This window comes from Pseudomonas marginalis, assembly GCF_001645105.1.
In the GTDB taxonomy this organism is placed as follows: domain Bacteria; phylum Pseudomonadota; class Gammaproteobacteria; order Pseudomonadales; family Pseudomonadaceae; genus Aquipseudomonas; species Aquipseudomonas petroselini.
In genome coordinates this window covers 134,050-159,075 of sequence record NZ_LKEG01000044.1, presented here as the reverse complement: position 1 = coordinate 159,075, position 25,026 = coordinate 134,050, and the positions used below count along the sequence as shown (strand labels likewise).

19 protein-coding genes and 1 pseudogene are annotated in these 25,026 nt (G+C 61.3%); 5 read left to right on the top strand and 15 right to left on the bottom strand.

The features are described from left to right. Positions 1–11: 11 nt before the first annotated feature. The gene (locus AO064_RS18900) at positions 12–512 is read left to right on the top strand and encodes a M48 metallopeptidase family protein (RefSeq protein ID WP_015886287.1); all 501 of its coding nucleotides are present in this window, start codon (positions 12–14) and stop codon (positions 510–512) included. Positions 513–531: 19 nt separating this feature from the next. After that, positions 532–828 carry a winged helix-turn-helix domain-containing protein gene (locus tag AO064_RS18895; protein WP_015886286.1) on the top strand — a complete coding sequence of 99 codons (297 nt, stop codon included), beginning with the start codon at positions 532–534 and terminating at the stop codon, positions 826–828. Between the two features lie 104 nt (positions 829–932). On the opposite strand, the gene AO064_RS18890 is transcribed toward AO064_RS18895, so the two are convergent. After that, on the bottom strand, positions 933–1,385 hold the full coding sequence (locus tag AO064_RS18890; RefSeq protein ID WP_064054290.1) for a GNAT family N-acetyltransferase: 453 nt from the start codon (positions 1,383–1,385) through the stop codon (positions 933–935). Between the two features lie 201 nt (positions 1,386–1,586). Between AO064_RS18890 and AO064_RS18885 the strand changes: the two genes are divergently transcribed. Continuing rightward, positions 1,587–2,324 (top strand): substrate-binding periplasmic protein, encoded by a 738-nt coding sequence (locus AO064_RS18885; RefSeq protein ID WP_015886284.1) that lies wholly within the window; start codon positions 1,587–1,589, stop codon positions 2,322–2,324. 104 nt (positions 2,325–2,428) lie between these two features. Here the strand turns inward: AO064_RS18885 and yccS are convergent, their stop codons facing one another. From yccS to betI, 10 genes are all read right to left on the bottom strand, one after another. Continuing rightward, on the bottom strand, positions 2,429–4,612 hold the full coding sequence (gene yccS / locus AO064_RS18880; RefSeq protein ID WP_064054289.1) for a YccS family putative transporter: 2,184 nt from the start codon (positions 4,610–4,612) through the stop codon (positions 2,429–2,431). A gap of 134 nt (positions 4,613–4,746) precedes the next feature. Beyond that, the gene (locus AO064_RS18875; protein WP_015886282.1) at positions 4,747–5,925 is read right to left on the bottom strand and encodes a BaiN/RdsA family NAD(P)/FAD-dependent oxidoreductase; all 1,179 of its coding nucleotides are present in this window, start codon (positions 5,923–5,925) and stop codon (positions 4,747–4,749) included. A 196-nt stretch (positions 5,926–6,121) separates the two neighbouring features. Continuing rightward, positions 6,122–7,459 (bottom strand): ATP-dependent RNA helicase DbpA, encoded by a 1,338-nt coding sequence (gene dbpA, locus AO064_RS18870; protein ID WP_231809651.1) that lies wholly within the window; start codon positions 7,457–7,459, stop codon positions 6,122–6,124. Between the two features lie 130 nt (positions 7,460–7,589). After that, positions 7,590–9,017 carry a multidrug transporter subunit MdtD gene (gene mdtD / locus AO064_RS18865; protein WP_015886280.1) on the bottom strand — a complete coding sequence of 476 codons (1,428 nt, stop codon included), beginning with the start codon at positions 9,015–9,017 and terminating at the stop codon, positions 7,590–7,592. 36 nt (positions 9,018–9,053) lie between these two features. Further along, positions 9,054–9,944, bottom strand: a complete 891-nt coding sequence (locus tag AO064_RS18860; RefSeq protein ID WP_064054288.1) for an alpha/beta fold hydrolase — start codon at positions 9,942–9,944, stop codon at positions 9,054–9,056. Between the two features lie 288 nt (positions 9,945–10,232). Further along, positions 10,233–11,549, bottom strand: coding sequence for a TldD/PmbA family protein (locus tag AO064_RS18855; RefSeq protein WP_064054287.1), 1,317 nt, complete (start codon positions 11,547–11,549; stop codon positions 10,233–10,235). After that, entirely contained in the window at positions 11,549–12,991 is a 1,443-nt protein-coding gene (locus AO064_RS18850; RefSeq protein ID WP_064054286.1) for a TldD/PmbA family protein, read from the bottom strand. The genes AO064_RS18855 and AO064_RS18850 overlap by 1 nt, the downstream gene beginning before the upstream one ends. Positions 12,992–13,182: 191 nt before the next feature. Next, positions 13,183–14,886: a choline dehydrogenase gene (gene betA / locus AO064_RS18845; RefSeq protein WP_064054285.1), complete on the bottom strand. Its 1,704-nt coding sequence runs from the start codon at positions 14,884–14,886 to the stop codon at positions 13,183–13,185. Between the two features lie 142 nt (positions 14,887–15,028). Further along, positions 15,029–16,501: a betaine-aldehyde dehydrogenase gene (gene betB / locus AO064_RS18840; protein WP_015886275.1), complete on the bottom strand. Its 1,473-nt coding sequence runs from the start codon at positions 16,499–16,501 to the stop codon at positions 15,029–15,031. A gap of 110 nt (positions 16,502–16,611) precedes the next feature. After that, positions 16,612–17,205: a transcriptional regulator BetI gene (betI, locus tag AO064_RS18835; protein ID WP_015886274.1), complete on the bottom strand. Its 594-nt coding sequence runs from the start codon at positions 17,203–17,205 to the stop codon at positions 16,612–16,614. Between the two features lie 389 nt (positions 17,206–17,594). On the opposite strand from betI, the gene AO064_RS18830 reads away from it, so the two are divergent. Beyond that, positions 17,595–19,529, top strand: a complete 1,935-nt coding sequence (locus tag AO064_RS18830; RefSeq protein ID WP_236381388.1) for a BCCT family transporter — start codon at positions 17,595–17,597, stop codon at positions 19,527–19,529. 188 nt (positions 19,530–19,717) lie between these two features. Here the strand turns inward: AO064_RS18830 and choV are convergent, their stop codons facing one another. From choV to AO064_RS18810, 4 genes are all read right to left on the bottom strand, one after another. Further along, on the bottom strand, positions 19,718–20,896 hold the full coding sequence (gene choV / locus AO064_RS18825; RefSeq protein WP_015886272.1) for a choline ABC transporter ATP-binding protein: 1,179 nt from the start codon (positions 20,894–20,896) through the stop codon (positions 19,718–19,720). Next, the gene (gene choW, locus AO064_RS18820) at positions 20,893–21,738 is read right to left on the bottom strand and encodes a choline ABC transporter permease subunit (RefSeq protein WP_015886271.1); all 846 of its coding nucleotides are present in this window, start codon (positions 21,736–21,738) and stop codon (positions 20,893–20,895) included. Before choW ends, choV begins: the two co-directional genes overlap by 4 nt. A 68-nt stretch (positions 21,739–21,806) precedes the next feature. Further along, entirely contained in the window at positions 21,807–22,754 is a 948-nt protein-coding gene (locus AO064_RS18815) for a choline ABC transporter substrate-binding protein (RefSeq protein ID WP_015886270.1), read from the bottom strand. 196 nt (positions 22,755–22,950) lie between these two features. Beyond that, on the bottom strand, positions 22,951–23,166 hold the full coding sequence (locus tag AO064_RS18810) for a hypothetical protein (RefSeq protein WP_064054283.1): 216 nt from the start codon (positions 23,164–23,166) through the stop codon (positions 22,951–22,953). A gap of 4 nt (positions 23,167–23,170) precedes the next feature. Between AO064_RS18810 and AO064_RS18805 the strand changes: the two are divergent. Then, positions 23,171–24,548 (top strand): annotated as a pseudogene (locus AO064_RS18805) (L-serine ammonia-lyase). Positions 24,549–25,026 lie beyond the last annotated feature (478 nt).

The following is a 25,026-nucleotide window of genomic DNA, read 5'->3' as shown; positions in this document are numbered from 1 at the left end:
TGCCGAGCCCCATGACCGCGCTGAAATACCTCCAGGCTTATCCCGCAGCCCTCCAAGAACAAGTGCGCCAGATGATCGCCAAGGATCAGTTGGGCGCTTACTTGGAACAGCGTTACCCCGAGCGCCACGCGGTGCAGAGCGACAAGGCCCTGTACGCCTACGCTCTGGCCTTGAAGCAGGAGCACCTGCGCAACGCGCCGGCCATCGACAAAGTGCTGTTTGATAACCGCCTGGACCTGACCCACCGCGCCCTCGGCCTGCACACGACGATTTCGCGGGTGCAGGGCGGCAATCTTAAATCCAAGAAAGAGATCCGCATTGCGGCGCTGTTCAAGGAGGCCGCGCCCGAGTTCCTGCGCATGATCGTGGTGCACGAACTGGCGCACTTCAAGGAGTCGGACCACAACAAGGCGTTCTACAAACTCTGTGAGTACATGATGCCGGGCTACCATCAGGTGGAATTCGACCTGCGGGTCTACCTCACGTACCGCGACCTGCAGGGCAAACCCTGACCACACAAGGCGACCGACCATGGATGTGAGCAAGACCAAGAGCAGCTTCTACCGTCGCCTGTATGTGGCGTACCTGATCGACAGCGGCCAGGCGAGCAGCGTCCCGGCGCTGACCGACGCCACGGGCATGCCTCGGCGTACGGCCCAGGATACGATTGCGGCATTGGCCGACTTGGATATCGTGTGTGAGTTCGAACAGGAAGACGGCGCCCGCAACCACGCCGGGCACTATCGGATTCGCAGCTGGGGAGCGATTGATCGGCGGTGGATCGAGGCGAATCTGGCTTCGGTGAAGCAGGTGCTGGGGTATCCCTGAAGTTCGGCGGTGTGTGAACTGGCGCTATCGCGGGCAAGCCCACTCCCACCTTTGATCGGTGAATACTCTCGAATGTGGGCGCTGGCTTGCCTGCGAAGAGGCCCTCAGGCGCGGCGCATCCCTATATGGGGAATATCATCCTCAAGGTATTCCTCACCCGCCACCACGAACCCATACCGCCCGTAGTACCCCTGCAAATGCGCCTGGGCTGACAGAAACATCGGCGTCTGCGGCCATATATCGGTAATCCGCTCTAGCGTCTCTTCCATCATCCGATGCCCCAGCCCTGTGCCGCGCGCCACGGGCGCCACAATCACTCGGCCGATCACCACATCGCCGCCCTGGGACTCCGGGTCCAGCAGGCGCAGGTACGCCACGAGTTGATCATCCTGCCAGGCCATCAGGTGGTGGGTGTCGCCCGACAAGTCCTGCCCGTCAAGATCCTGGTAAAGGCATTTTTGCTCCACGACAAAGACCTCGTTGCGCAGGCGCAGGATGGCGTAAAGCTGTTCCTTGCCCAGGTCATCGTGATGTTTGCAGACCCATTCAACTGTCATGACGTGTTCTCTTATCAATGTCTGTTCCGGATAGTAAGCGCAGCCGGCAATGCTGTCTAAGTGAGCTATTTTTGTGAGTGAAATCAAATTGCCATCATTGAGTGCGTTTGCCGTCGGCTTCTTTGTGTAATCTGAGCTACTGTTAGAACCTCGGGCCCCGCCTGGGCTAAGGCCACCGCCTGCCTGTCAAGGATTTTGAGCATGCCGCGATTCTCTCGTGCCGTTGCTTTGATTGGAGTGTTGTTGCTGGCGACGCCTGCGTTCGCACAGCGCCTGCGCCTGGTAGCGGATGCCTGGCCACCGTTTACCGATTCCACCCTGATCAACGGCGGGCTGGCCACGGACATCGTCAGCACCGCCCTGGCCCGTGCGGGCTATGCGAGTGATTTTGAACAGGTGCCGTGGGCCCGTGCGCTGATGGGCGTGGGCGATGGGCGCTATGACGTGCTGGTCAACGCCTGGTATGACGATGCCCGCACACAGTTGGGGCAGTTCTCCGGCGAATACCTGCTCAACCGCGTGCGCTTCATCAAGCGCCGCGACGATCCCATCGAGTTCCAGAACCTCGCGCAACTGCACGACTACCCCATCGCCGTGGTGCGCGGGTATGCCTATTCGGCGGCGTTCGATGGAGACCCTCAGCTACAGAAAGTCCCTGTGCATAACTTCGCCATGGCGGTGCGCATGCTCGCGGCGCAGCGGGTGCGGCTGACGTTGGAGGATGAATATGTGGCGCGCTATTACCTGTCCCGTGAATCGGCGCGGGTGCGCAATGCGGTGGAGTTTTTACCCCAGCCGTTGAGCGAAAACAGCCTGCATATCCTGGTCAGCCTGAAACACCCGGAGCACGAGCAGATCGTCGCTGCCTTTGACCGAGAGATTATCAAGATGAAGGCTGATGGCAGTTACGCGCGGTTGATGAAGCAGCACGGGATGTAGTGCTCTTCAGAGCCTCTTCGCGAGCAAGCCGCTCCCACATTCAACCGCGGACATCCATTGGGAAGGCGGTCGAATGTGGGAGGGGGCTTGCTCCCGATAGCGGGCTAAGCCGCGCGGGTGTCCTTGATCAAATGTGCTGCCAGCGTGCGCAACGGCCCCAACTGGCGACAAATCAACGCCAGTTGCGTCTGCACCAACCGTTGCCCTTCATCAATCTCATCCGGCATCTGCTCCAGGTCCGCCGCCAGTGCTTCCTCGGCATCGCTCTGAATCGCAATCGGCTGCTTGTTGGCCAGCCCGCTGGCGATGTCATCGATGCTCGCCGCCAAGGTATTACCGGCGCCTTCGATCAAGTGCTCACGCACTTCGGCCGGCAGTTGGGTTTCCCGATGCGCACCCAACCCTGACAAGTAGCTGAGCAATGTGTGCGACAGCACCAGGAAACGGAAGCCTACGTCCGCCTCCTTCCGGAAGTGCCCTGGCTCCATCAACATGTTCGCCAAGGTGGTGGACAGCGCCGCATCGGCGTTGTGCGCGTTGCGCCGGGCCAGGCGGTAGGCCAGGTCGTCGCTCTTGCCGGCGGCGTATTGCTGCATGATCTGGCGCAGGTAGATGCTGTTGCAGGTCAGGGTGTTGGCCAGCACTTTGTTCAGGCGCCGGCCTTGCCAGTCCGGCAGGAATAGGAACACCGCCAGGCCCGCAATCAAGCTGCCGAGCAAGGTATCGAACAGGCGTGGCAGGAACAGCCCATAGCCATCGCCGACCTGGTTGAAGCAGAACAGCACCATCAAGGTGATGGCGGCGGTGGCCAGGGTGTAGCGGGTGGTGCGGTTGATAAAGAACACCAGGCCGGCGGCGATGGCGAACATCGACTGCACCAGGGGGCTCGGGAACAGGTCGAACAGCGCCCAGGCCACGGTGAGGCCGATGGCGGTGCCGATGATCCGTTGGCCGAGCTTGCGCCGGGTAGCACCGTAGTTCGGTTGGCACACGAACAGCGTGGTGAGGATGATCCAGTAGCCTTGGGAGGCGTGGATCGCATGCAGCATGCCGTAGCCGACGGTCAGCGCCAGCGACAGGCGCAGCGCATGGCGGAACAGCAGCGAGGTCGGCGTCATCTGGGTGCGCAGGCGCGTCCACATTTCCTTGAGGTTGCGCGGGGCGCGGTCCAGCAGGTTGCTGTCGGTGGCGTCCGCCAGGCTGTCGGGGTTGCTGGCGTCGCCCAGCAGGCGATCCAGCGTGGACAGGTTGGCCGCGAGGGCGCGCAACGAGCGCAGCAAGCCGCGCCAGGCCGGGTTGCTCTGGATGCGCAGGTGTTCCAGGGACGCTTTCAGGTCGCCCAGGGCTTCGGCGAAGCTGTCGTCATAGATGAACGGCTGGCGCAATTGAATCGATTCGGCCAGTGCCTGGCAGGCCTTGCCCTGCTGGCGCAACAGGCGCTGGCAACGGAACAGCACGTCGCTGTGGAAGAAGGCCTCGGCCAGCGCGTTGTAGGGGTAGTGGGACGAGCTGGCGCGTTCGTGGATGTCCTGGGCGAGGAAATACAGCTTCAGGTAGCGGCTGACTTTCGAGCCGGGGCGACCATTGCCTACGCGGTGCAGGATGATTTCCTTCGCCGCGTTGAGCGCCGCCACCACCCGGCCGTTCTGCTGCGCCAGTTCCAGGCGCCGCGCTTCCACATCCAGTTGGCGGATCGGTTCGAACAACGACGACTTGAGCTTGAGGTAACGCCCCAATTCGCGAAACAACCGCGCCAGGCTCTGTTGCACCGGCTGGTTGGAAAACAGCGCCTGCCACAGCACCGACAACACGCCGTACCAGGCGGCACCGGCCACCAGCAGCAGCGGTTCATGCCAGAAATCGGAGACCGCGCCACCGCGCTGGTCCACGCCGATCATGGTGTACACCGACAGAATCAGCGTCGCCGAGGCAATCGCGCCATAGCGTTCGCCCAAGGCGCCCAGCATGGTCAGGCAGAAGGTGGCCAGGGCCAGGGAGATCGCGAAGATCCAGGGATAAGGGAACAGCAGCTCCACCGACAGTGCGGCGATGCTGAAACATACCAGCGTGACTGCCAGGGCGTTGAGGCGACCTTGCCAGCTGTCATCGGTCTCGGCCAGGGCGCTGGCGATAATCCCCAGGAACAGTGGGATCAGCAGCGTCATTTCATCTTGGTACCAGCACAGCGCCATGCTGCCGGTGAGGGCGATGAATACCCGAATGCTGTAGCTGAATTTATCCAGCGCCCACAGGCGCCGCATGGACTGCTTGAACGAGGTCGATGACATGAAGGCTGGAGTCTTCCGGGACGATGCCGTTAAATTGAGCTATCAAGGACGCCACGGCAAGCGTGGCGATCACATCAATTCGCAAAATATCTCCCAGACACACCCTAAACCAAATGTGGGAGTGCATCCTTCAGTCAGGCGTATTGCGCGGCTGCGTAGCCCGACGCCCACGCCCACTGGAAGTTGAAACCGCCCAGGTGGCCGGTCACATCCAGCACTTCACCGATAAAGTACAACCCCGGGCTTTTCAGCGATTCCATGGTCTTGGACGACACTTCCCGCGTGTCCACGCCACCCAGGGTCACCTCGGCGGTGCGATAGCCCTCGGTGCCCGCCGGCACCAGTTGCCAGTTGCCGAGTTTCTGCGCGATGTCGGCGATTTCAGCGTGGGTGTACTGCTTCATCGGCTTGGACACAAACCAGCTGTCCGCCAGCAGGTTGGCCATTTTCTTGGTGAAGATCTCGCCCAGCAGGGTTTTCAGCTCGCTGTTCGGACGCTCGGCCTGTTGCTGTTGCAGCCAGGTGTGAGCGTCATGGTCGGGCAGCAGGTTGATCTCCACGGTGTCGCCGGGTTCCCAGTACGAGGAGATCTGCAAGATCGCCGGCCCGCTCAGGCCACGGTGGGTAAACAGAATGTTCTCGCGAAAGCTCTGGCCGTTGCAGCTCACCAGGCAATCCACCGACGTACCGGACAGCTCGCCGCACAGGTCCTTGAGCTGGTCAGTGATGGTGAACGGTACCAGCCCGGCGCGGGTCGGCAGCAGTTCATGGCCGAATTGCTTGGCCACCTGGTAACCAAAGCCGGTGGCGCCCAGGGTCGGAATCGACAGGCCGCCCGTGGCGATCACCAGGGATTCGCAGCGCAGTTCACCCAAGGTGGTTTGCAACTGATAACCGGCGTCCAGCTTGGCAATCTCCTGGACCGACGTGTCCAGGTGCATGCTCACACCGACCTGAATGCATTCATCAAGCAGCATGCCGAGAATATCGCTGGATTTGTTATCGCAGAACAGCTGGCCGAGCTTCTTCTCGTGGTACGGCACGCCGTGCTTGGCCACCAGCCCGATGAAATCCCACTGGGTATAGCGGGCCAGGGCGGATTTACAGAAGTGTTCGTTGTGCGAAAGGAAATTGGCCGGCTCGGTGTACATGTTAGTGAAATTGCAGCGGCCACCGCCGGACATCAGGATCTTCTTGCCGGCCTTGTTCGCATGGTCGATCAACATCACCTTGCGCCCACGCCCGGCGGCGGTCAGTGCACACATCAAGCCTGCGGCGCCGGCGCCAATGATCACAACTTCGGTCGAGCGCACAGCGATGTCCTCATAAAAACTTGGTATGAAATGCAATTGAATGTGGGAGAGGGCTGTTGTAGTGAGCGGGCTTGCCCCGCGCTGGAGTGCGTAGCGCTCCCAAAATTTTGGGGCTGCTTCGCAACCCAGCGTGGGGCAAGCCCGCTCACCACAGCAAGCCAGCCCCCACATTAGATCTCCATTGAATCGGAGATATTTACAGGATCCGCACGCGCAACGACCGGCCTTTGATCTTGCCGTCGTTCAAACGCTGCAACGCCTGCTTGGCGATCCCGCGTTCCACGGCCACGAACGCCTGGAAGTCAAAGATCGCGATCTTGCCGACCTGGGCGCCTGGGATACCGGCTTCACCGGTCAGGGCGCCGAGGATATCGCCCGGACGAACCTTGTCTTTACGCCCGGCAGCGATGCACAAGGTGCTCATCTGCGGCAGCAGCGGGCCACCGCTTTGCGGCTTGAGGTTGTCCAGTTGGTCCCAGTTCAGCGGCGACTTCTGCAGTTGCTCGATGGCCTGGGCGCGGTGTGCTTCGGACGGGGCGACCAGGCTGATGGCAATCCCGGTCTCACCGGCACGACCGGTACGGCCGACGCGGTGGATGTGGATTTCCGAATCGCGGGCCAGTTCGACGTTGATCACCATGTCCAGCGAGTCGATGTCCAAGCCACGGGCGGCGACGTCGGTGGCCACCAGCACGGACGTGCTGCGGTTGGCGAACATCGCCAGTACCTGGTCACGGTCGCGCTGTTCCAGGTCACCATGCAGGCCGACGGCGGAAATACCCTTGGCGGTCAGGTGATCCACGGTTTCCTGCACTTGCTGCTTGGTGAAGCAGAAGGCGACGCAGGAGGCCGGGCGGAAGTGCGCCAGGACCTTGGTCACGGCTTCCATGCGCTCTTCCGGCGAGATTTCGTAGAAACGCTGCTCGATCTGGTCATCGGAGTGGAACGCTTCGGCCTTCACTTGCTGCGGCGCGCGCATGAACTTCGAGGCCAGCTGTTTGATGCTCACCGGGTAGGTGGCCGAGAACAGCAGGGTCTGGCGGCGCGGCGGGGTCTTGCTGATGATGTCTTCGATGGCGTCGTAGAAGCCCATGTCGAGCATGCGGTCGGCTTCGTCGAGGATCAGCGTGTTCAGGCCATCCAGCACCAGCGAACCTTTGCGCAGGTGCTGCTGGATACGGCCCGGCGTGCCGACGATGACGTGGGCACCGTGTTCCAGGGAGGCGATCTGCGGGCCGAGGGACACGCCGCCGCACAGGGTCAGCACCTTGATGTTGTCTTCGGCGCGGGCCAGGCGACGGATTTCCTTGGCGACCTGGTCGGCCAGCTCACGGGTCGGGCACATGACCAGGGCCTGGCAGCCGAAGTAGCGCGGGTTGATCGGGTTCAACAGGCCGATGCCGAACGCAGCGGTCTTGCCGCTGCCGGTCTTGGCCTGCGCAATCAGGTCCAGCCCTTTGAGGATCACCGGCAAGCTTTGCGCCTGGATCTGCGTCATCTCGACATAACCCAGCGAGTCGAGGTTAGCCAGCATGGCGGCGGACAGGGGCAAAGTATTAAAAGCGGTGGCGATGGTAGTCACGGGACTGGCTCTGCAAAACAAAATGTCGCGCAGTGTACCAGTCTCGTGGGAATTTCCCTGCAAGTTCTAGACGAGAAGCCTGTCAGTGCTCAATGTCGTGCTCACGGCTGACCACACGTTTGCCGTCTTTTGGCGACAGTTGCAGGAAGATCGCCGCCGCCAGCATCGCCATGATGCCTACAGTGAGGAAGGTCAACTGGAACGCGCCAAGCACGCTTTCTACCCCGTCATTGCCCGTTTCGGCGGTAAATCCGCCCAGCAGTGCACCGGCGCACGCCACCCCGAGGCTCAGCGACAATTGCGCCACCACCGAGAGCAAACTGTTGCCGCTGCTGGCCTGAGCATCATCGAGGTCGATCAGGGTGACGGTGTTCATCGCGGTAAATTGCAGGGAGTTGATCGCCCCCAGTACCGCCAGCATGCACAACAGCAGCGGGTAGGGCGTGTGCTCGCTGACCAGGCCCATGCTGGCGAGCATGATGCCCAGCGCCAGGGTGTTGCCGGTGAGCACGATGCGGTAGCCGAGGCGTTCGATCAGCGTGCGGGCGATGGATTTGGCAAACATCGCCGCGGCGGCCAGGGGCAACATGCTCATGCCCGCTTCGGACGGCGAGTAACCCAGCGCGACCTGCAGCAGCAGCGGCACCAGGAACGGCAGTGCGCCGCTGCCCAGGCGTGCGAACAGGTTACCCAGAATGCCCACGGCGAAGGTGCGCGTCTTGAACAGCACCGGCGAAAACAACGGGTTGTCGATATGCCCGGCGCGTAGCCAATACGCCGCCAGGCACGCCAGCCCACCGAACAGCAACAACATCACCCGCAGGTGCGGCAGGTGCAGTTCGCCCAGGCCTTCCATGGCGATGGTGATCAGCACCATCGCCGCGCCAAACAGCAGAAAACCGATACCGTCGAAGCGCGTGCGTTCACTGCCCCGCAGGTCGGGGATCAGTTTCCACACGGCATAACAACCGACCATGCCCACCGGCAGGTTGATCAGGAAGATCCAGTGCCAGGTCAGGTATTGCACCATCCAGCCGCCCATCGTCGGGCCGAGCAACGGGCCGAGCAGGCCGGGGATGGTGATGAAGCCCATGATGCGCACCAGCTCGGAGCGGGGGTAGGCACGCAGCACCACCAGTCGTCCCACCGGCAGCATCAGCGCGCCGCCCAACCCTTGGATCACCCGTGCGCCCACCAGCATGGTCAAGCTGCTGGACAAGGCGCACAGCAGCGAGCCAATGCTGAACAGCATGATTGCGCCAAAGAAGATTTTCTTGGTGCCGAAGCGGTCGGCGATCCAGCCCGAGGCCGGGATCAGCAAGGCGACGGTGAGCATGTACGCGATCACCACCCCTTGCATGCGCAGCGGGTTTTCCGCGAGGTCCCGGGCCATGGCCGGCAATGCCGTGTTGAGGATCGTCCCGTCCAGCGACTGCATGAAGAAGGCAATCGCGACCACCCAGGGGAGCCAGCGGGCGGTCTTGGCATCGAGCGGGACGCGATTCGGCATGGAAAACCTTTTTGTTAGCAGGCTATGTGTTGGCGATTATGCGCCATCCGTCGCTCCTTTTCCCACTGGCGATTCGTCTAAATCCGACAACGCGGCGTGCTCACCCACCAGGAAATCCAACAGCGCCCGGTGTACCGCCAGCGCGGCCTCGCGGGACTCCAGGTCGAGCAAGTGGCCGGTATGTTCGGCCACGGCAAAGCTGCTGCGCCCCACGTATTGCTGGAACACCTTTGCCTCGGCGGCCGGGGTGTATTCGTCCAGTGCACCGTTGAGAAAGTGCACCGGTGTTTCAATCTGCTTGAGTGCCGGCAGGTAGTTGCCATCGCCCAACGCCAGCACCTGGTGGATATGAAAACGCGCCTGGCGGTATTCGGTGGTGGCCATGGTCGACAGGTGCCGATGGTTGTTGCGCTTGAGCCGGGATGACAGGTATTTGCCCACGGTCTCGTTGAGCAAGTGGCCGACGGCGGATTTGTCATCCGCTTCGATCAGCACGCGTACGCGCTCCACATAGTCGAGCATCGCCTGGTTGAGGTTGGGCGCCAGGGCCATCACCACCGAGCTTTCAATGGAGGGAGGGTTATGCGCCAGGGTCAGCAGGGTCGAGATACCGCCCCACGACGCCGACACCAGATGGTTGACCTGGAAGCGCTCCACCAGGGCGCGCAGGATTTGCACTTCGTCGTCCTTCGTGACCAGGTCCAGGTCAGCGTTGTGTTCGCGGGAATAGCCGGAGAACGGCAGGTCGAACAGCAACACATTGAAATGCTCGGCCAGGCATTTGCTGGTGCGGGCAAAGGAGCGTGTGGTGGACAGCGCGCCATTGACCATCAGCACGGTCTTTCTTTGCGGATTGTTTCCCAGCTGCTCAACATGAACGTTGTAGTGCTTGAACAGCTTTTCAATGACAAAACTTCCATGGTTCATGTCAACGCTCCAGCTTGCCCTTCCCGGGCAAGGTCGTGCTCTCGTGGGGGGGAGTGGCGGGACGCCACCAACTGTTATAACGAGGTTTTTTGCAGGCGACAACAGGCTGCCCGTGCAGACTGAGCTGCCGAGAATTGACCGTAGGAAAGTGTAAAGCGAAGGTGTATGAACCCAGTACGAAACAATGTGGGAGGAGGCTTGCTCCCGATTGCGGTGTATCAGTCAACTTATCTGTGGCTGACACACCGCTATCGGGAGCAAGCCCCCTCCCACAGGGACCTGCTGTGTTTAAAGGGTGAGGGTCAGGCGTTTGACCAGGGCGCCCGGCAGCAGGTTGGAGGCCGTGTTGCGCTGGCTGTAAGTACTGGCCGACAGCAGCAGTTCCCGATCCGCTGTCAGCGCTTCCAACTGCGACCCCAGCAGTTGGTAGACGCTGTCATCAAAGCGCATGGTGCTGACCGGCGCTTTGATCTCGCCGTCTTCCACCCAGAAGGTGGCGAAGCGTGTCATGCCGGTAAGGCGCGCCGCCGGGAGGTCGGAGTAGTTCAGGTACCACAGGTTGCTGATGTACAGCCCGGTGCCCAACCGTTTGAGGATGTCGGCCTGGGCCAGGTTGCCCGCCGCTATTTGCAGGGCGCTGGGCGATTCATCACGGCTGGCGCCGTTGGCGCTGAGGCCGTATTCGGCGGCGCTGCGTGAGTTCACCAATTGGCCGTCGGCTTTGCCGGCGCTGATCAGCGTGACATCGCCCCGTGGGTAGCCTTCGGTGGAAAACGCCTGGCTCAATGAGCCGCTGATCTGCTCTTTCACCGTCACCAACGGGCTCAGGGACTGTTCACCGGCATACAGTTTTTGCAGCGAGCTGCCTTTGCTGGCGATGGCCTGGGCGGAAAACCCACCCCAGGTGATGATGCTGATGATTTCTTCCAGTGCCGCCGGCGCGAGGTAGGCGCGGTATTGCCCAGGTGCCAGCTTGTGCAGCGGGCGGCCAAGGAATTCCAGCTGTTCACGGGCGAGTTGGAAGCGACGGGCGAATTCGGCACTGTCCCATTGGTCACCGGCGTAGCTGGCTTTAACGGCCTCGCCATTGGCATGGAACAGGCTGAAGTCGAAGTTGAAGCTGTTCGCCTGATGCCAGCCAAAGGCGCCGTCGGAGCTGGCAAAACCACGGCTGATCGGCCCGGCGGCGTAGAAACCGGCCAGGTCCACGCCTTGCGCGGCGCGGCTGATGTCTTCCAACACCAGGGCCAGGTCGGGCAGGGGGCGGGCCTGTTCGTTGTGGCTTTGCCAGGCGTTATGGTTCAGCAGCAGGTACGGGTCCTGCGGCAGCAGCGGCAAGGTTTCGCGCAACTGTTGCAGGCCCTCGGCGAGGCGTTGGCGGTCGACTTCCGGTTGGCCGCCCAGGGTGATACCCAGGTCGGCATGACGGCCGTCGTTGATCAGTTTCAGCGTGAGGCTGGCCTGTTGCACCTGTCCGGCCTGACGCACGTGTGCGTGGTTGAAGCGCACGAACTCGGACGACTCATCCGCGTAGCCCAGATGGAAGCGTTCACCGTCGGTGATGGCGTGCTTGAGCCAATCCACCAGTGCCTTGAAGTTGTTCATCAGGCATCTCCCCCAAATACATCGACATCACTGAATACACAGGCAGGCGAGGCATGGCCCACGCGGATCACCTGGTTGGGTTCGCCCTTGCCGCAGTTCGGCGTCCCCAGGACCTTGAACGTGCTGGCGTCGCCGACGGCGCTGAGCTTGCGCCAGAACTGCGCGGAAATGGCCCGGTAGTTGGGGTTTTTCACCACGCCTTTGAGTTCGCCGTTTTCGATCAGTTGGCCCCATTCGCAGCCGAATTGGAATTTGTTGCGCGCGTCGTCGATGGACCAAGAGCGGTTGGTCGACATCAAGATACCGTGCTCGATGCCGCCGATCAGTTGCGTCAGGCTCTGGTCGCCGGGTTCGATATTCAGGTTGGCCATGCGGTCGATCGGCGGGCGGTTCCAGCTGCACGCGCGACTGTTGGCGACGCCGCCCATGCCGGCGCGGAACTGCGACAACGCTCCACCCAGCGGTTTGAGTAGCAGCCCTTCGCGGATCAGGAACTGTTTGCTGGCGCGGGTGCCGTCGTCGTCATGGCTGTAGCTGGCGAGTTGTTCGGGGATGTCCGGGTCGAAGGTCACGTTGAGCAGCGTGGAGCCATATTGCAGGTGGCCGAAGTCGCTGGCCTTGACGAAACTGGTGCCGGCGTAATTGCGCTCATCGCCGAGGATGCGGTCGAGTTCCAGCGGATGGCCGATGGATTCGTGGATCTGCAGGATCATCTGGTCGGGCATCAGCAGCAGGTCACGCGGGCCCTGGGGCGTGTTGGGTGCCAGCAGCAGTTGCAGGGCTTCGTCGGCAATACGCGGCGCGGCGCCGATCAGGCCGAAGCGGCTGATCACGTCGAAGCCACCTTGCTGGCCGAAGTTGCTGCCGCCGAGCGTGCGCGACTGGCTGTCGTTGCCGTCATAGGCCGTGACGTTGACGCCGGGGAATACAAAGCGCTGGGCCTGGCGCAGTTCGGCGCCTGCGTTGTTGAGGTAGATCTGCTCGACGTGGGTCAGGCCAAGGCTGACTTCCCAGTTCACCAGGCGTTCGTCCCGGGGGACGGCGGCCGACTCGCTCCCCAGCAGTTGGTAGCAATCGCTCAGGGACGCAAAGGGCTGGTCGAGGTCGGGTGACAGGTAGTCCGCGACGTCGCTGGAAACGTGTTGGTCGCGCAGGTCGAGCAGGGCGTGGGGCTTGATCAACCGGGCTTGCTGTTCGGCACGCTCAAGGGCGGCTTGCAGGCCGGAAAGGGAAATGTCGTGGGTCGCGGCGTAGGCTTCCACCCCGTTGACACGCACCGTGAGCATGGCGCCCTCGTCGTGGTTCAGGTGTGGCGGTTCGGCGACGTTCTTGCGTACGGCCAGGTAGTGGCCGGATTCGCGTACATAACGCAGCGAGAAAAATTCGGCGCGGGTGCGCAGGGCACTGAAGTGCTTTTTGAGTGTGGCGTGGTGGTCGAACATGGGGCCTTCCTTGTGGGGGGCTCAGCGCGGGCAGGCAAACAGAGTAGGCCTGGGCTGGAAGCTGATCAAGGAAAGCGGATCATTGTAGTGAGCGGGCTTGCCCCGCGCTGGGCTGCGCAGCGGCCCCAACATCTTGGGAGCGCTTCGCACTCCAGCGCGGGGCAAGCCCGCTCACTACAAAGGTGTTTCAGTTACTGAGCGGTCGGGCCTACTTCACGCAGCGGCTTGCCACGCACTGGCGCATCGCCTGCCACGTAGTAGTCGGCGGTGCTGCGCGGCAGAGGCTGGCGGCCGCGGATCTTGTCGGCGATTTTCTCGGCGATCATGATCGTCGGCGCGTTCAGGTTGCCGGTGGTAATGATCGGCATGATCGACGCATCGACCACACGCAGACCCTGCATGCCATGCACGCGGCCTTCACCGTCGACAACCGCCATCTCGTCGGTGCCCATCTTGCACGAACAGGACGGGTGGAACGCGGTTTCGGCGTGTTCGCGGATGAACTTGTCGAGTTGCTCATCGGTTTGCACGTCAATACCAGGGCTGATTTCGCGACCACGGTACGGGTCCAGTGCCGGCTGCTGCATGATTTCACGGGTCAGGCGGATGCCATCGCGGAATTCCTGCCAGTCTTGCTCAGTGGCCATGTAGTTGAAGAGGATGCTCGGGTAGTCCCGTGGGTTCTTCGACTTCAGTTGCACGCGGCCACGGCTTGGTGAACGCATGGAGCCCATGTGCGCCTGGAAACCGTGCTCTTTCACACCGTTGCTGCCGTTGTAGTTAATCGCCACCGGCAGGAAGTGGTACTGGATGTTCGGCCAATCGAATTCCGGACGCGAGCGGATGAAACCCCCGGCTTCGAACTGGTTGCTGGCGCCAATGCCGGTGCCGTTGAACAGCCACTCGGCACCGATCGCCGGCTGGTTGTACCAGAGCAGCGAGGGGTACAGCGACACCGGTTGGGTGCAGGCGTATTGCAGGTACAGCTCAAGGTGGTCCTGCAGGTTCTCGCCGACGCCCGGCAGGTCGTGGACCACGGGGATGTCGAGACTTTCCAGCAATTTGGCCGGGCCGACGCCGGAGCGTTGCAGCAGTTGCGGCGAGGCGATCGCGCCGCTGCACACCAGCACTTCTTTGCGGGCACGGGCTTCAACGCGCTCTTCGGCGGCGCCGATCAGGTAACGCACGCCAACGGCACGCTTGCCTTCGAACAACACTTTGTCCGTGAGCGCGTGGGTGACGATGGTCAGGGTCGAGCGCTTCTTCGCCGTGTCGAGGTAACCGCGTGCAGTGCTGGCGCGACGGCCATTTTTGGTCACGGTACGGTCCATCGGGCCGAAGCCTTCTTGCTGGTAGCCGTTCAGGTCTTCGGTGCGCGGGTAACCGGCCTGCACGCCGGCTTCGACCATGGCGTGGAACAGCGGGTTGTTGCCGGCTTTTGGCGTGGTCACGCTGACCGGGCCTTCGCCACCGTGGTAGTCGTTCGGGCCGATGTCGCGGGTTTCAGCTTTTCTGAAATAGGGCAGGCAGTCCAGGTACGTCCAGTTTTCAAGCCCTGGAAGTTTTGCCCAGTTGTCGTAGTCCATGGCGTTGCCACGGATGTAGCACATGCCGTTGATCAGGGAAGAGCCACCCAGGCCCTTGCCGCGACCGCATTCCATCCGGCGGCCGTCCATGTGGGGCTCTGGATCGGTCTCGTAGGCCCAGTTGTAGCGGCGGCCCTGCAGCGGGAAGGCCAGGGCAGCGGGCATCTGGGTACGGAAGTCGAGACGGTAGTCGGGGCCGCCGGCTTCCAGCAGCAGGACGGTGACGCCTTCGTCTTCGGTCAGACGGGTCGCCAGGGTGTTACCGGCGGAGCCGGCACCCACAATGATGTAATCGTATTCTTGGGACATAAATGCACCCTCTTTGAAGTGTGGTCAGGTCGGGCCTCATCGGGAGCAAGCCCCCTCCCACATTTGATCGGGTTTACACAGTCAAAGGTGGGAGGGGGCTTTCCCCCGATGGCGGCCTCAAAGGCGATACAAATCTCGAGTCTTAGAACACCGAGGCGTAGTCGCCCAGCTCAACCTGTACCGATTTGATGCGGGTGAAGTTGTTCAGCGAGCTGATGCCGTTCTCACGGCCAACACCCGATTGCTTGTAGCCGCCGACCGGCATCTTCGCGTCGGACTCGCCCCAGGCGTTGATCCAGCAGATGCCCGCTTCCAACTGATGAATCACGCGGTGGGCGCGGTTCAGGTCCTTGGTTACCAGGCCGGCAGCCAAGCCGAAGTCGGTGTCGTTGGCGCGGCGGATCACTTCTTCTTCGGTCTCGTAAGTGAGGATGCTCATCACTGGGCCGAAGATTTCTTCACGGACGATGGTCATCTCGTCGGTGCAGTCGGTGAACACCGTTGGGGCCACGTAGGCGCCTTTGGCGAAGTCGCCGTCGGTCAGGCGGTCGCCGCCGCACAGCAGGCGTGCGCCTTGCTCTTTACCTTTGGCGATGTAGCCGAGCACGCTTTCCATGTGGGCGAAGCTGACCAGCGGGCCGAAGTTGGTGTTTTCGTCTTGCGGGTCGCCAACGCGGATACGGGCAACACGCTCAACGATCTTGGCTTCGAAAGCCGCCTGCAAGTGCTTAGGCACGAACACACGGGTGCCGTTGGTGCAGACTTGGCCGGAGCTGTAGAAGTTGGCCATCATCGCGATGTCGGCGGCACGATCCAGGTCGGCGTCTTCGAACACGATCAGCGGCGACTTGCCGCCCAGTTCCATGGTCACTTCTTTCAGCGAGGAGCTGGAAGCGCTGGCCATGACTTTCTTGCCGGTGTCGGTGCCGCCGGTGAACGAGACTTTCTCGATGCGCGGGTGCTCGGTCAGCCAGGTGCCGACTTCACGGCCGCTGCCGGTCAGCACGTTGAACACGCCAGCCGGAACGCCGGCTTCGGTGTAGATCTCGGCCAGTTTCAGGGTGGTCAGCGAGGTGACTTCGCTGGGCTTGAAGATCATCGCGTTACCGGCGGCCAGGGCCGGCGCAGATTTCCACAGGGCGATCTGGATCGGGTAGTTCCACGCGCCGATACCGGCGACCACGCCCAACGGCTCGCGGCGGGTGTAGACGAAAGAGGTGTCGCGCAGTGGGATCTGCTCGCCTTCGATGGCCGGTACCAGGCCTGCGTAGTATTCCAGTACATCGGCGCCGGTGACGACGTCGACGTATTGGGTTTCGGAGAAGGCTTTACCGGTGTCCAGGGTTTCCAGAGCGGCCAGTTCGTCGTTGCGCTCGCGCAGGATGTCGACGGCACGGCGCAGGATGCGCGAACGCTCCATGGCGGTCATGGCGGCCCAGATTTTCTGGCCTTTTTCAGCGCTGACCACGGCACGTTCAACGTCTTCTTTCGTTGCGCGTTGCACTTGGGCGAGAACTTCACCGTTAGCCGGGTTGATGGCTTCGAAGGTGGCATCGCTGCCAGCGTCGCTGTAGCCGCCGTCAATGTAGAGTTTTTGCAGGTCGAAACGGGCCATAAAGTCCTCGCAAGTGCATAAGTGGTTGGCGTTACCCGCCGAAAAGTGGGCCATGAGGGTGTGGCAACACTGAGCGGCAGACGTTCAGGGGTTGAGCGTTTATAAGTGCTCTAACTCACCTGCTTGGCCAATTGGAAATCCATGTATTCGTAAGCGATCCGTTGCGCCTGCGCCGTGTCGAAAGCGTCTCCCGACAGGGCGCCGCGCAACCATAAACCGTCGATCAGGGCCGCCAGGCCTCGGGCTGCTTTGCGTGCGTGCGGCAGCGGCAGCACTCGGCGGAACTGGCAGCACAGGTTGGAATACAGACGTTGATCGTTGATCCGCTGCAACCTGTGCAATGACGGGTGATGCATGCTGGTGGCCCAGAAGGCCAGCCAGGTTTTCATTGCCGGTCCGTTGACCTGGCTGGCGTCGAAGTTGCCCTCGATGATCACCTGAAGATGTGCCCGTGGGCTGTCGTCCGTAAGCGCCAGCCGGCGTTCGTGGACGTTATCGATCAATGCGTTCATCAAATAGCGCATCGTCGCTGCAATAAGGCCGTTCTTGTCCTTGAAGTAGTGACTGATGATGCCGTTCGAGACACCGGCCAAACGGGCGATCAGCGCAATGCTGGCATCGCCCATCCCGACCTGATCGATGGCCGTCAGGGTGGCTTCGATCAACTGCTGGCGGCGTATGGGTTGCATACCGACCTTGGGCATGTAGCACCTCTCCTTAGGCCTGCGACGGGCGATGAACGTTCGTCGACTTGGTGGCCAGTCTATTTTGTTTTGATTGAACGTTCAATCAACAAAGAATAAGCTCTGCGACAAATGGTCGCTGCCTACAGGTATTTCCTACGTGTGGGCCGTGACATCTGACACCTGCAAAAACCCTTGAAACAGGCCGTATCAGGGCCTGCCCACCGTTTCGGCGGGTTCAGGAATTTTCGGGGTGTCTTTATAACACCCGTCCGTCGACTGCCGAAAAATCGATGTCCCGGGATAACCGTTGCCTTGTGTTTCTCTCTCGCACTGCCTGGAGCATCTGCGCCATGAGTTCTGCCTCTCTTATAAAGACCCCGCCGGAAAAGGTGCGGGTCAACGGTTGGGTGTTCTACACCTCCACCGCGCTGATTCTGTTGTTGACCGCCATCCTGATCATCGCCCCGCAGGAGGCCGGGCGCATGCTCGGCGTCGCCCAGGCCTGGCTGTCTAAAAGCTTCGGCTGGTACTACATGGTGGTCATCGCCGCCTACCTGGTGTTCGTGGTCGGCCTGGCGTTTTCGTCCTACGGCAAGTTGAAACTGGGCAGTAAGGACGACACCCCGGACTTCAGCTACGGCGCCTGGGCCGGCATGTTGTTCTCGTCGGGCATCGGCATTTCGCTGCTGTACTTCGGTGCCTCCGAGCCGCTGGACCACTACTTCAACCCGCCCGAAGGCGCCGCCGCCAGCAATGGCGCCGCCCGCCAGGCGTTGCAACTGACCTTCCTGCACTGGGGCCTGCACGGCTGGGCGATCTATGCACTGGTCGGCCTGGCCGTGGCGTACTTCGCGTACCGCCATAACCAGCCGCTGGCCCTGCGTTCGGCGCTGTACCCGCTGGTAGGCGAGCGTTGGGTGAAAGGCGCGGCCGGCCATGCGGTGGATGGCTTCGGCATGTTCGTGACCCTGCTCGGCCTGGTGACCAACCTGGGGATCGGCTCGATGCAAGTGTCGTCCGGGTTGGAAAACCTGTTCGGCATGCAGCACAGCAACACCAACCTGCTGATCGTGATCATCGTGATGAGCACCGTGGCGACCATCGCTGCCGTGTCGGGTGTGGAGAACGGTATTCGCCGCCTGTCCAACCTCAACATCGTGCTGTTCAGCGGATTGCTGATCTTCGTACTGCTGTTCGGGCCGACCCTGCATTTGCTCAACGGCCTGGTGCAGAACACCGGTGACTACCTCAACGGCATCATCCTGAAAACCTTCGACCTCTACGTGTACGAAGGCGACGCCGACAAGACCGAGCGCTGGATGGGCCTGTGGACCCTGTTCTACTGGGCCTGGTGGATTTCCTGGGCGCCATTCGTGGGCATGTTCATCGCGCGTATTTCCCGTGGTCGCACCGTGCGTGAATTGGTGGCCGGCGTGCTGCTGATCCCGCTGGGCTTCACCCTGGCGTGGTTGTCGATCTTCGGTAACTCGGCGCTGGACCTGGTGCTCAACCACGGTGCGGTAGAGCTGGGCAAGACGGCGCTGGAACAGCCGTCCATGGCCATCTACCAACTGCTTGAGCACTACCCGGCGTCGAAAATCGTCATCGGTGTGTCGATCTTCGTGGGCTTTGTGCTGTTCCTGACGCCGGCGGATTCCGGTGCGGTGATGATGGCCAACCTTTCGTGCAAAGGCGGCAATGTGGACGAAGATGCGCCGCACTGGCTGCGGATCTTCTGGTCGGCGGTGATCACCCTGGTGACCATCGGCTTGCTGTTTGCCGGCAACTTCGAGGCCATGCAAACCATGGTGGTGCTGGCGGGGCTGCCGTTCTCGGTGGTGCTGATCTTCTTCATGTTCGGTTTGCACAAGGCCATGCGCCAGGATGTGGCGATCGAACAGGAGCAGGCGCAATTGGCCGAACGCGGGCGTCGTGGTTTCAGCGAGCGTTTGACCGCGCTGGACCTGCAGCCGAGCCAAGGCACCGTGCAGCGCTTTATGGACAAGCACGTCACGCCGGCGCTGGAAGAGGCTGCGGTCGCGTTGCGTGACCTGGGGTTGGAAGTGCAGACGCTGTTGGGCAAGTCCAAGCGTTGTATCGGTGTGCGCATCGAGATGGAAGAGGGCAACCCCTTCGTTTATGAAGTGAGCCTGGATGCTTATTCGTCGGCGCCGAGCGATGTGCCTGAGGAAGAACGCACGCGTTATTACCGGGCCGAGGTCTATTTGCACAACGGGCCTCAGGAATACGACCTGATGGGCTTCACCCAGGAACAGATCACCCGGGATGTGCTCGATCAGTTTGAAAGCCATCGGCAGCTCCTTGGCCGTGTCTATAGCTGATAGGTGAAGACGGGTGGTGTCCTCACTGACACCACCGGGTCCACATGTGTAAACAGAACTAAATGTGGGAGGGGGCTTGCTCCCGATAGCAATGTGTCAGTCAGTACTTCTGTTACTGATACACCGCAATCGGGGGCAAGCCCCCTCCCACATTGACCCAGCTTCTACATTGAGATGTGCAGTGTTTGTCAGCCCAGGTTCTTGCCTAGCAGGGCATGGTACAGCTCGCTGTCCCCCAGAATCCCCACCACTTGGTTGTTGTCATGCAACACCAACTTGTTCCCGGTGTGATACCGAATCTGCAAGGCATCACGCATGCCGATATTCGAGTCCACCAGCGTCGGCACCCGGCCCAGTCCTTCCACCGGTTGCCCGGGCGCCCAGTTCTGCAAATTCATCACCACGCCATTCTGCCGCGCGCCCTGGATGGTATTGCCTTCGGCCAGGTCCAGCCACGAATCGCCGCCCGGGTCGAGGCACACCGAACCGTTCACGCGTTTGCAGTTGTCCAGCGTGCGCATCAGGCTGCGGCCGCACAGTACGTTCAGCGGGTTGGTATGGGCGACGAAGGTGCGCACATAGTCGTCCGCCGGGTTCAGCACGATCTCTTCCGGCACGCTGTACTGGATGATCTTGCCGTCTTTCATGATCGCGATACGGCTGCCGAGTTTCAGCGCTTCATCGAGGTCGTGGCTCACGAACACGATGGTCTTGCTCAGCTTGCGCTGCAGTTCCAGCAGCTCATCCTGCAGGCCCTGGCGGATCAGCGGGTCGAGCGCGGAGAACGGTTCGTCCATCAGCAGGATGTCGGCGTCCATCGCCAAGGCGCGGGCCAGGCCGACGCGTTGCTGCATGCCGCCGGAAAGCTCGTCCGGCTTCTTGTTGCGCCATTGGGTCAGGCCCACCAGCTCGAGTTTTTCATCCACCAGCTTGCGCCGATCTTTCTCCGGACGGCCCTGCATTTCCAGGCCGAAGCTGATGTTCTCGCGCACGGTCAGCCAAGGCATCAGGGCGAACTTCTGGAACACCATGGCGATGCGCTTGGTGCGCATCATTTTCAGCTCGGCGGGGGTGCAGGACGCGATGTCGATCTGGCGCCCTTCATGCTCCACGAACAGCTGGCCACGGCTCACGGTGTTGAGGCCGTTGATGCAACGCAGCAGGCTGGACTTGCCGGAGCCGGACAGGCCCATCAGCACGCAGATTTCGCCTTTCTCAACGTCCAGGCTGGCCTTTTCAACGCCGACAATCTGCCCGGTCTTTTTCAGGATCTCGTTACGGCTCATGCCCTGGTCCAGCAGCTTGAGCGCTTCGCGTGGGTCTTTGGAGAAGATCACGTCGACATTGTCGAATCGGATAATGCTCATGCATCACCCCCTACTTTAGCGTCGGGTTGTTTGCAGATGCGGTCGAGCATGATGGCCAGCAACACGATCGCCAGGCCGGCTTCGAAGCCCAGGGCAATGTCGGCGGTGTTGAGTGCGTTGACCACCGGCTTGCCGAGGCCATCGGCGCCCACCAGGGCCGCGATTACCACCATCGACAGCGACAGCATGATGCATTGGGTAATGCCGGCGGCGATGCTCGGCATGGCGTGGGGCAGTTCAATGCGCGAGAGCAACTGACGGCGCGAGCAGCCAAAGGCCTTGCCGGCGTCCATCAACTCTTGTGGTACATCGCGGATACCCAGGTAGGTCAGGCGGATCGGCGCGGCAATCGCGAACACCACCGTGGAAATCAGCCCAGGCACCACACCCAACCCGAAGAGGGTCAGGGTAGGGATGAGGTAGACGAAGGTCGGTACGGTCTGCATCAGATCGAGCACCGGCCGCATCAGGGTGTAGAACATCGGCTTGTGCGCGGCAACAATGCCCAGCGGCACACCGATCACCACGCAGACCAGGGTGGCGAACAGCACTTGCGCCAGGGTCTCCATGGTTTCCTGCCAGTACCCCAGGTTCAGGATCAGCAGGAAGGAGGCGATGACAAAAACAGTCAGTCCCCATTTACGTTGAATAAAGTGAGCCAGCAGCGCAATCAGACCGATCAATGCCAGCGGATTGAACCAGGTCAGCGCAAACGTCACGCCGTGGATCATCGTTTCCAGTGTCGATGCGATTGCGTCGAAGTAGTTGGCGCCGTGTTGGGTCAACCATTCGACGAAGGCAGCGATGTACTGGCCTAGTGGGATTTTCTGTTCAGTCAGCATGGTAGTGAATGTCCACATGCGAAGGGGAAAACATCCCGGGCCAGCGCACCGGCCCGGGGTCAGCTGCGTTACTTGTCGAGGTAGGCTTTTACGGCTTCCAGACCGGGTTTGCCGTCAACGGTAGTGACACCGGCGAGCCAAGTGTCGAGGACTTGCGGGTTCTTCTTCAGCCAAGCCTTGGCGGCGGCGTCGGGCTTCATCTTGTCGTCCAGGACGTTACCCATCAGGGTGCTTTCCATGTTCAGGGTGAACGACAGGTTTTTCAGCAACTGACCCACGTTGCTGCATTCCTGGGTGTAGCCCTTGCGGGTGTTGGTGTAGATGGTCGCCTGGCCGTAGTTGGGGCCGAACGAATCGTCACCCCCGGTCAGGTACTTCATCTTGAAGCGGGTGTTCATCGGGTGCGGTTCCCAGCCGAGGAACACGATGGCCTGGTCACGCTTGGTGGCACGTTCAACCTGGGAGAGCATGCCGGCTTCGCTGGACTCGACGACTTTGAAACCGGCGGTTTTCAGGCCGAAGGCGTCTTTGTCGATGAGGGTCTGGATGGTGCGGTTGCCGTCGTTGCCCGGCTCGATGCCGTAGATCTTGCCGCCCAGCTCATCCTTGAATTTGGCGATATCGGCGAAGTCCTTCAGGCCTTTGTTGTACAGCGCTTCCGGGACCGCGAGGGTGTACTTGGCGTTCTCCAGGTTGGCGCGCACGGTTTCCACGGTGCCGGCATCACGGTACTGCTTGATGTCGTTTTCCATGGTCGGCATCCAGTTGCCGAGGAAAATGTCCATGTTCTTGCCGTCGGCCAGGGACTTGTAGGTCACCGGTACCGAAATCATCGTGGTGCGCGGCTTGTAGCCCAGGCCCTTGAGGACTTCGCTGGTGGTCGCGGTAGTGACGGTGATGTCGGTCCAGCCGACATCGGAGAAGTTGACGGTCTGACATTGTGCCGGTTCTGCAGCGTGCGCCAGGACTGGCAGACTCAGCATGGCGGCCAACAACAACGAGGGTGAAGCTTTCATGGGGCTAGACTCCTGTGTTTTTTCTGGCGGCCTTCGCCGCGCTTTATAAGTGTTGCGGTTGGTGCGTGCGACAACAGCTCTGGCACGGTGCCTTGCAAACGAGTCGAGACTGATCATGTACCAGTGAAAATCTGACGCCTACAGGGGGCGTCGTATCCAGTACAGGCAGGGTCGCATCCAGTGTCGGTGACGTCGCTTACAGGTTTTTCCCAAGGCAAAACTGCAGTTTTTGCCCATCTGCACCGCCAAAAACGGCCAAAACAGGTGATTGCGCACGGGCGACGCTGGTGAGCATGGTTACGTCGGTGTGAGACGCCGTGAGGGCGGATAAAAGCTTGATGATGCCGCCATCTGGGCGATCTGAGCGTAGCAGCTCCTTGGTGCCTGGCCCGTACTCACCGAGGAGTTTCACGGCAATGGCTATCAGCGTTTTCGACCTGTTCAAGATCGGCATCGGGCCTTCGAGTTCTCACACCGTCGGCCCCATGCGCGCCGCGGCGTTGTTCGTTCAAGCACTGCGTGAACGTGAACTGTTGGAACAGGTTCGGCGCGTTGAAGTTCAGCTCTACGGTTCCTTGTCGGCCACGGGCATCGGCCACGGCAGCGACACGGCCACCATCATGGGCCTGATGGGCGAGTGGCCGGACGCGATCGATCCGGCGCAAATCGGCCTGCGGGTCCACACCCTGCGCGAGACCGACACCCTGCTGCTGGACGGGCGCTTGCCCGTGCCGTTCGTGTGGGCCCGTGACATGCGCCTGCTGGACGAAAACCTGCCCTTCCACCCCAACGCCATGACCTTGGTGGTGTACGACGATAACGGTGAGTTGCACCGCGACACCTACTATTCGGTGGGAGGCGGCTTTGTGGTGGATGAGGCCCAGGCGCGAAGCGGCGTAGCCGATATGGACCGCACCGAGTTGCCCTATGATTTTTCCAGCGCGGTGGAGCTGTTGCAGCTGTGTAAGACCCACAACCTGCGCGTGGCCGAATTGATGTTGGCCAACGAAAAAACCTGGCGCTCGGAAGAAGAAATCCGCAGTGGCCTGATGAAGCTCTGGCGCGCCATGCAGGATTGCGTGGAGCAGGGCCTCAAGCACGAAGGCATCCTGCCCGGCGGCCTGAACGTGCGCCGCCGCGCCGCCAAGCTGCACCGCAGTTTGCAGGAGTTGGGCAAGCCGAATGTGATCGGCTCGACCTTGAGCGCGATGGAATGGGTCAATCTGTTCGCCCTGGCGGTGAACGAGGAAAACGCGGCCGGTGGGCGCATGGTCACGGCACCCACCAACGGGGCGGCGGGGATTATTCCGGCGGTGCTGCATTACTTCATGAAATTCAGCGAGGAGGTGACGGAAGCCAACGTGGTCGACTACCTGCTCGGCGCGGCGGCGGTAGGCATCCTGTGCAAGAAAAACGCCTCGATTTCCGGCGCCGAAGTCGGCTGCCAAGGGGAGGTAGGCTCGGCCTGCGCCATGGCCGCCGCCGGGCTGGCGGAGATCCTTGGCGCCACGCCGGAGCAACTGTGCAACGCCGCCGAAATCGGCCTGGAGCACAACCTAGGCCTGACCTGCGACCCCGTGGGTGGGCTGGTGCAAGTGCCGTGCATCGAGCGCAATGCCATTGCAGCGGTGAAGGCGATCAATGCGGCGCAGATGGCTTTGCGTGGCGACGGCCAGCACTTTATTTCCCTGGACCGGGTGATCCGCACCATGCGGGATACCGGGGCNGGATATGCATGACAAGTACAAAGAGACATCGCGGGGTGGGTTGGCGGTCAGCGCAGTAGAGTGTTGAAGACTGTGTAGTGAGCGGGCTTGCCCCGCGCTGGGGGGCGAAGCCGCCCCAATAAAGGCACCACATAGTTTCAGGTAAAGCCGAGTCGCCTGATTTTGGGGCGGCTTCGCACTCCAGCGCGGGGCAAGCCCGCTCACTACANAGTGAGCACCGGAGCGAAAAGCGCCACCTTTTGGCGCGTCGCAAATAGATAAGTAGCTTGCGAACGATTTTACTCTCAACCACCCGTCACCTGTGCGTGTGGTGACAGACGTTTCCCACACCCTCAAAGCGCCTTCCCACAAGTGCTACCGAACTGCTCACACAGCTTGAGCAGGCTCGCTCTGACGTCCTTTTCAGGTCATATCCCGCACTTCCTGCGCGGGCTTATATAGACGCGTCATCAGGTCGTTTTCAGGAGTTATTGAATGGCCATTCAATTTTAGGCATGGCATTTGCTCTATCAATCCAAAGCGTCGCCTTCCTTAGGCTGAGCGCA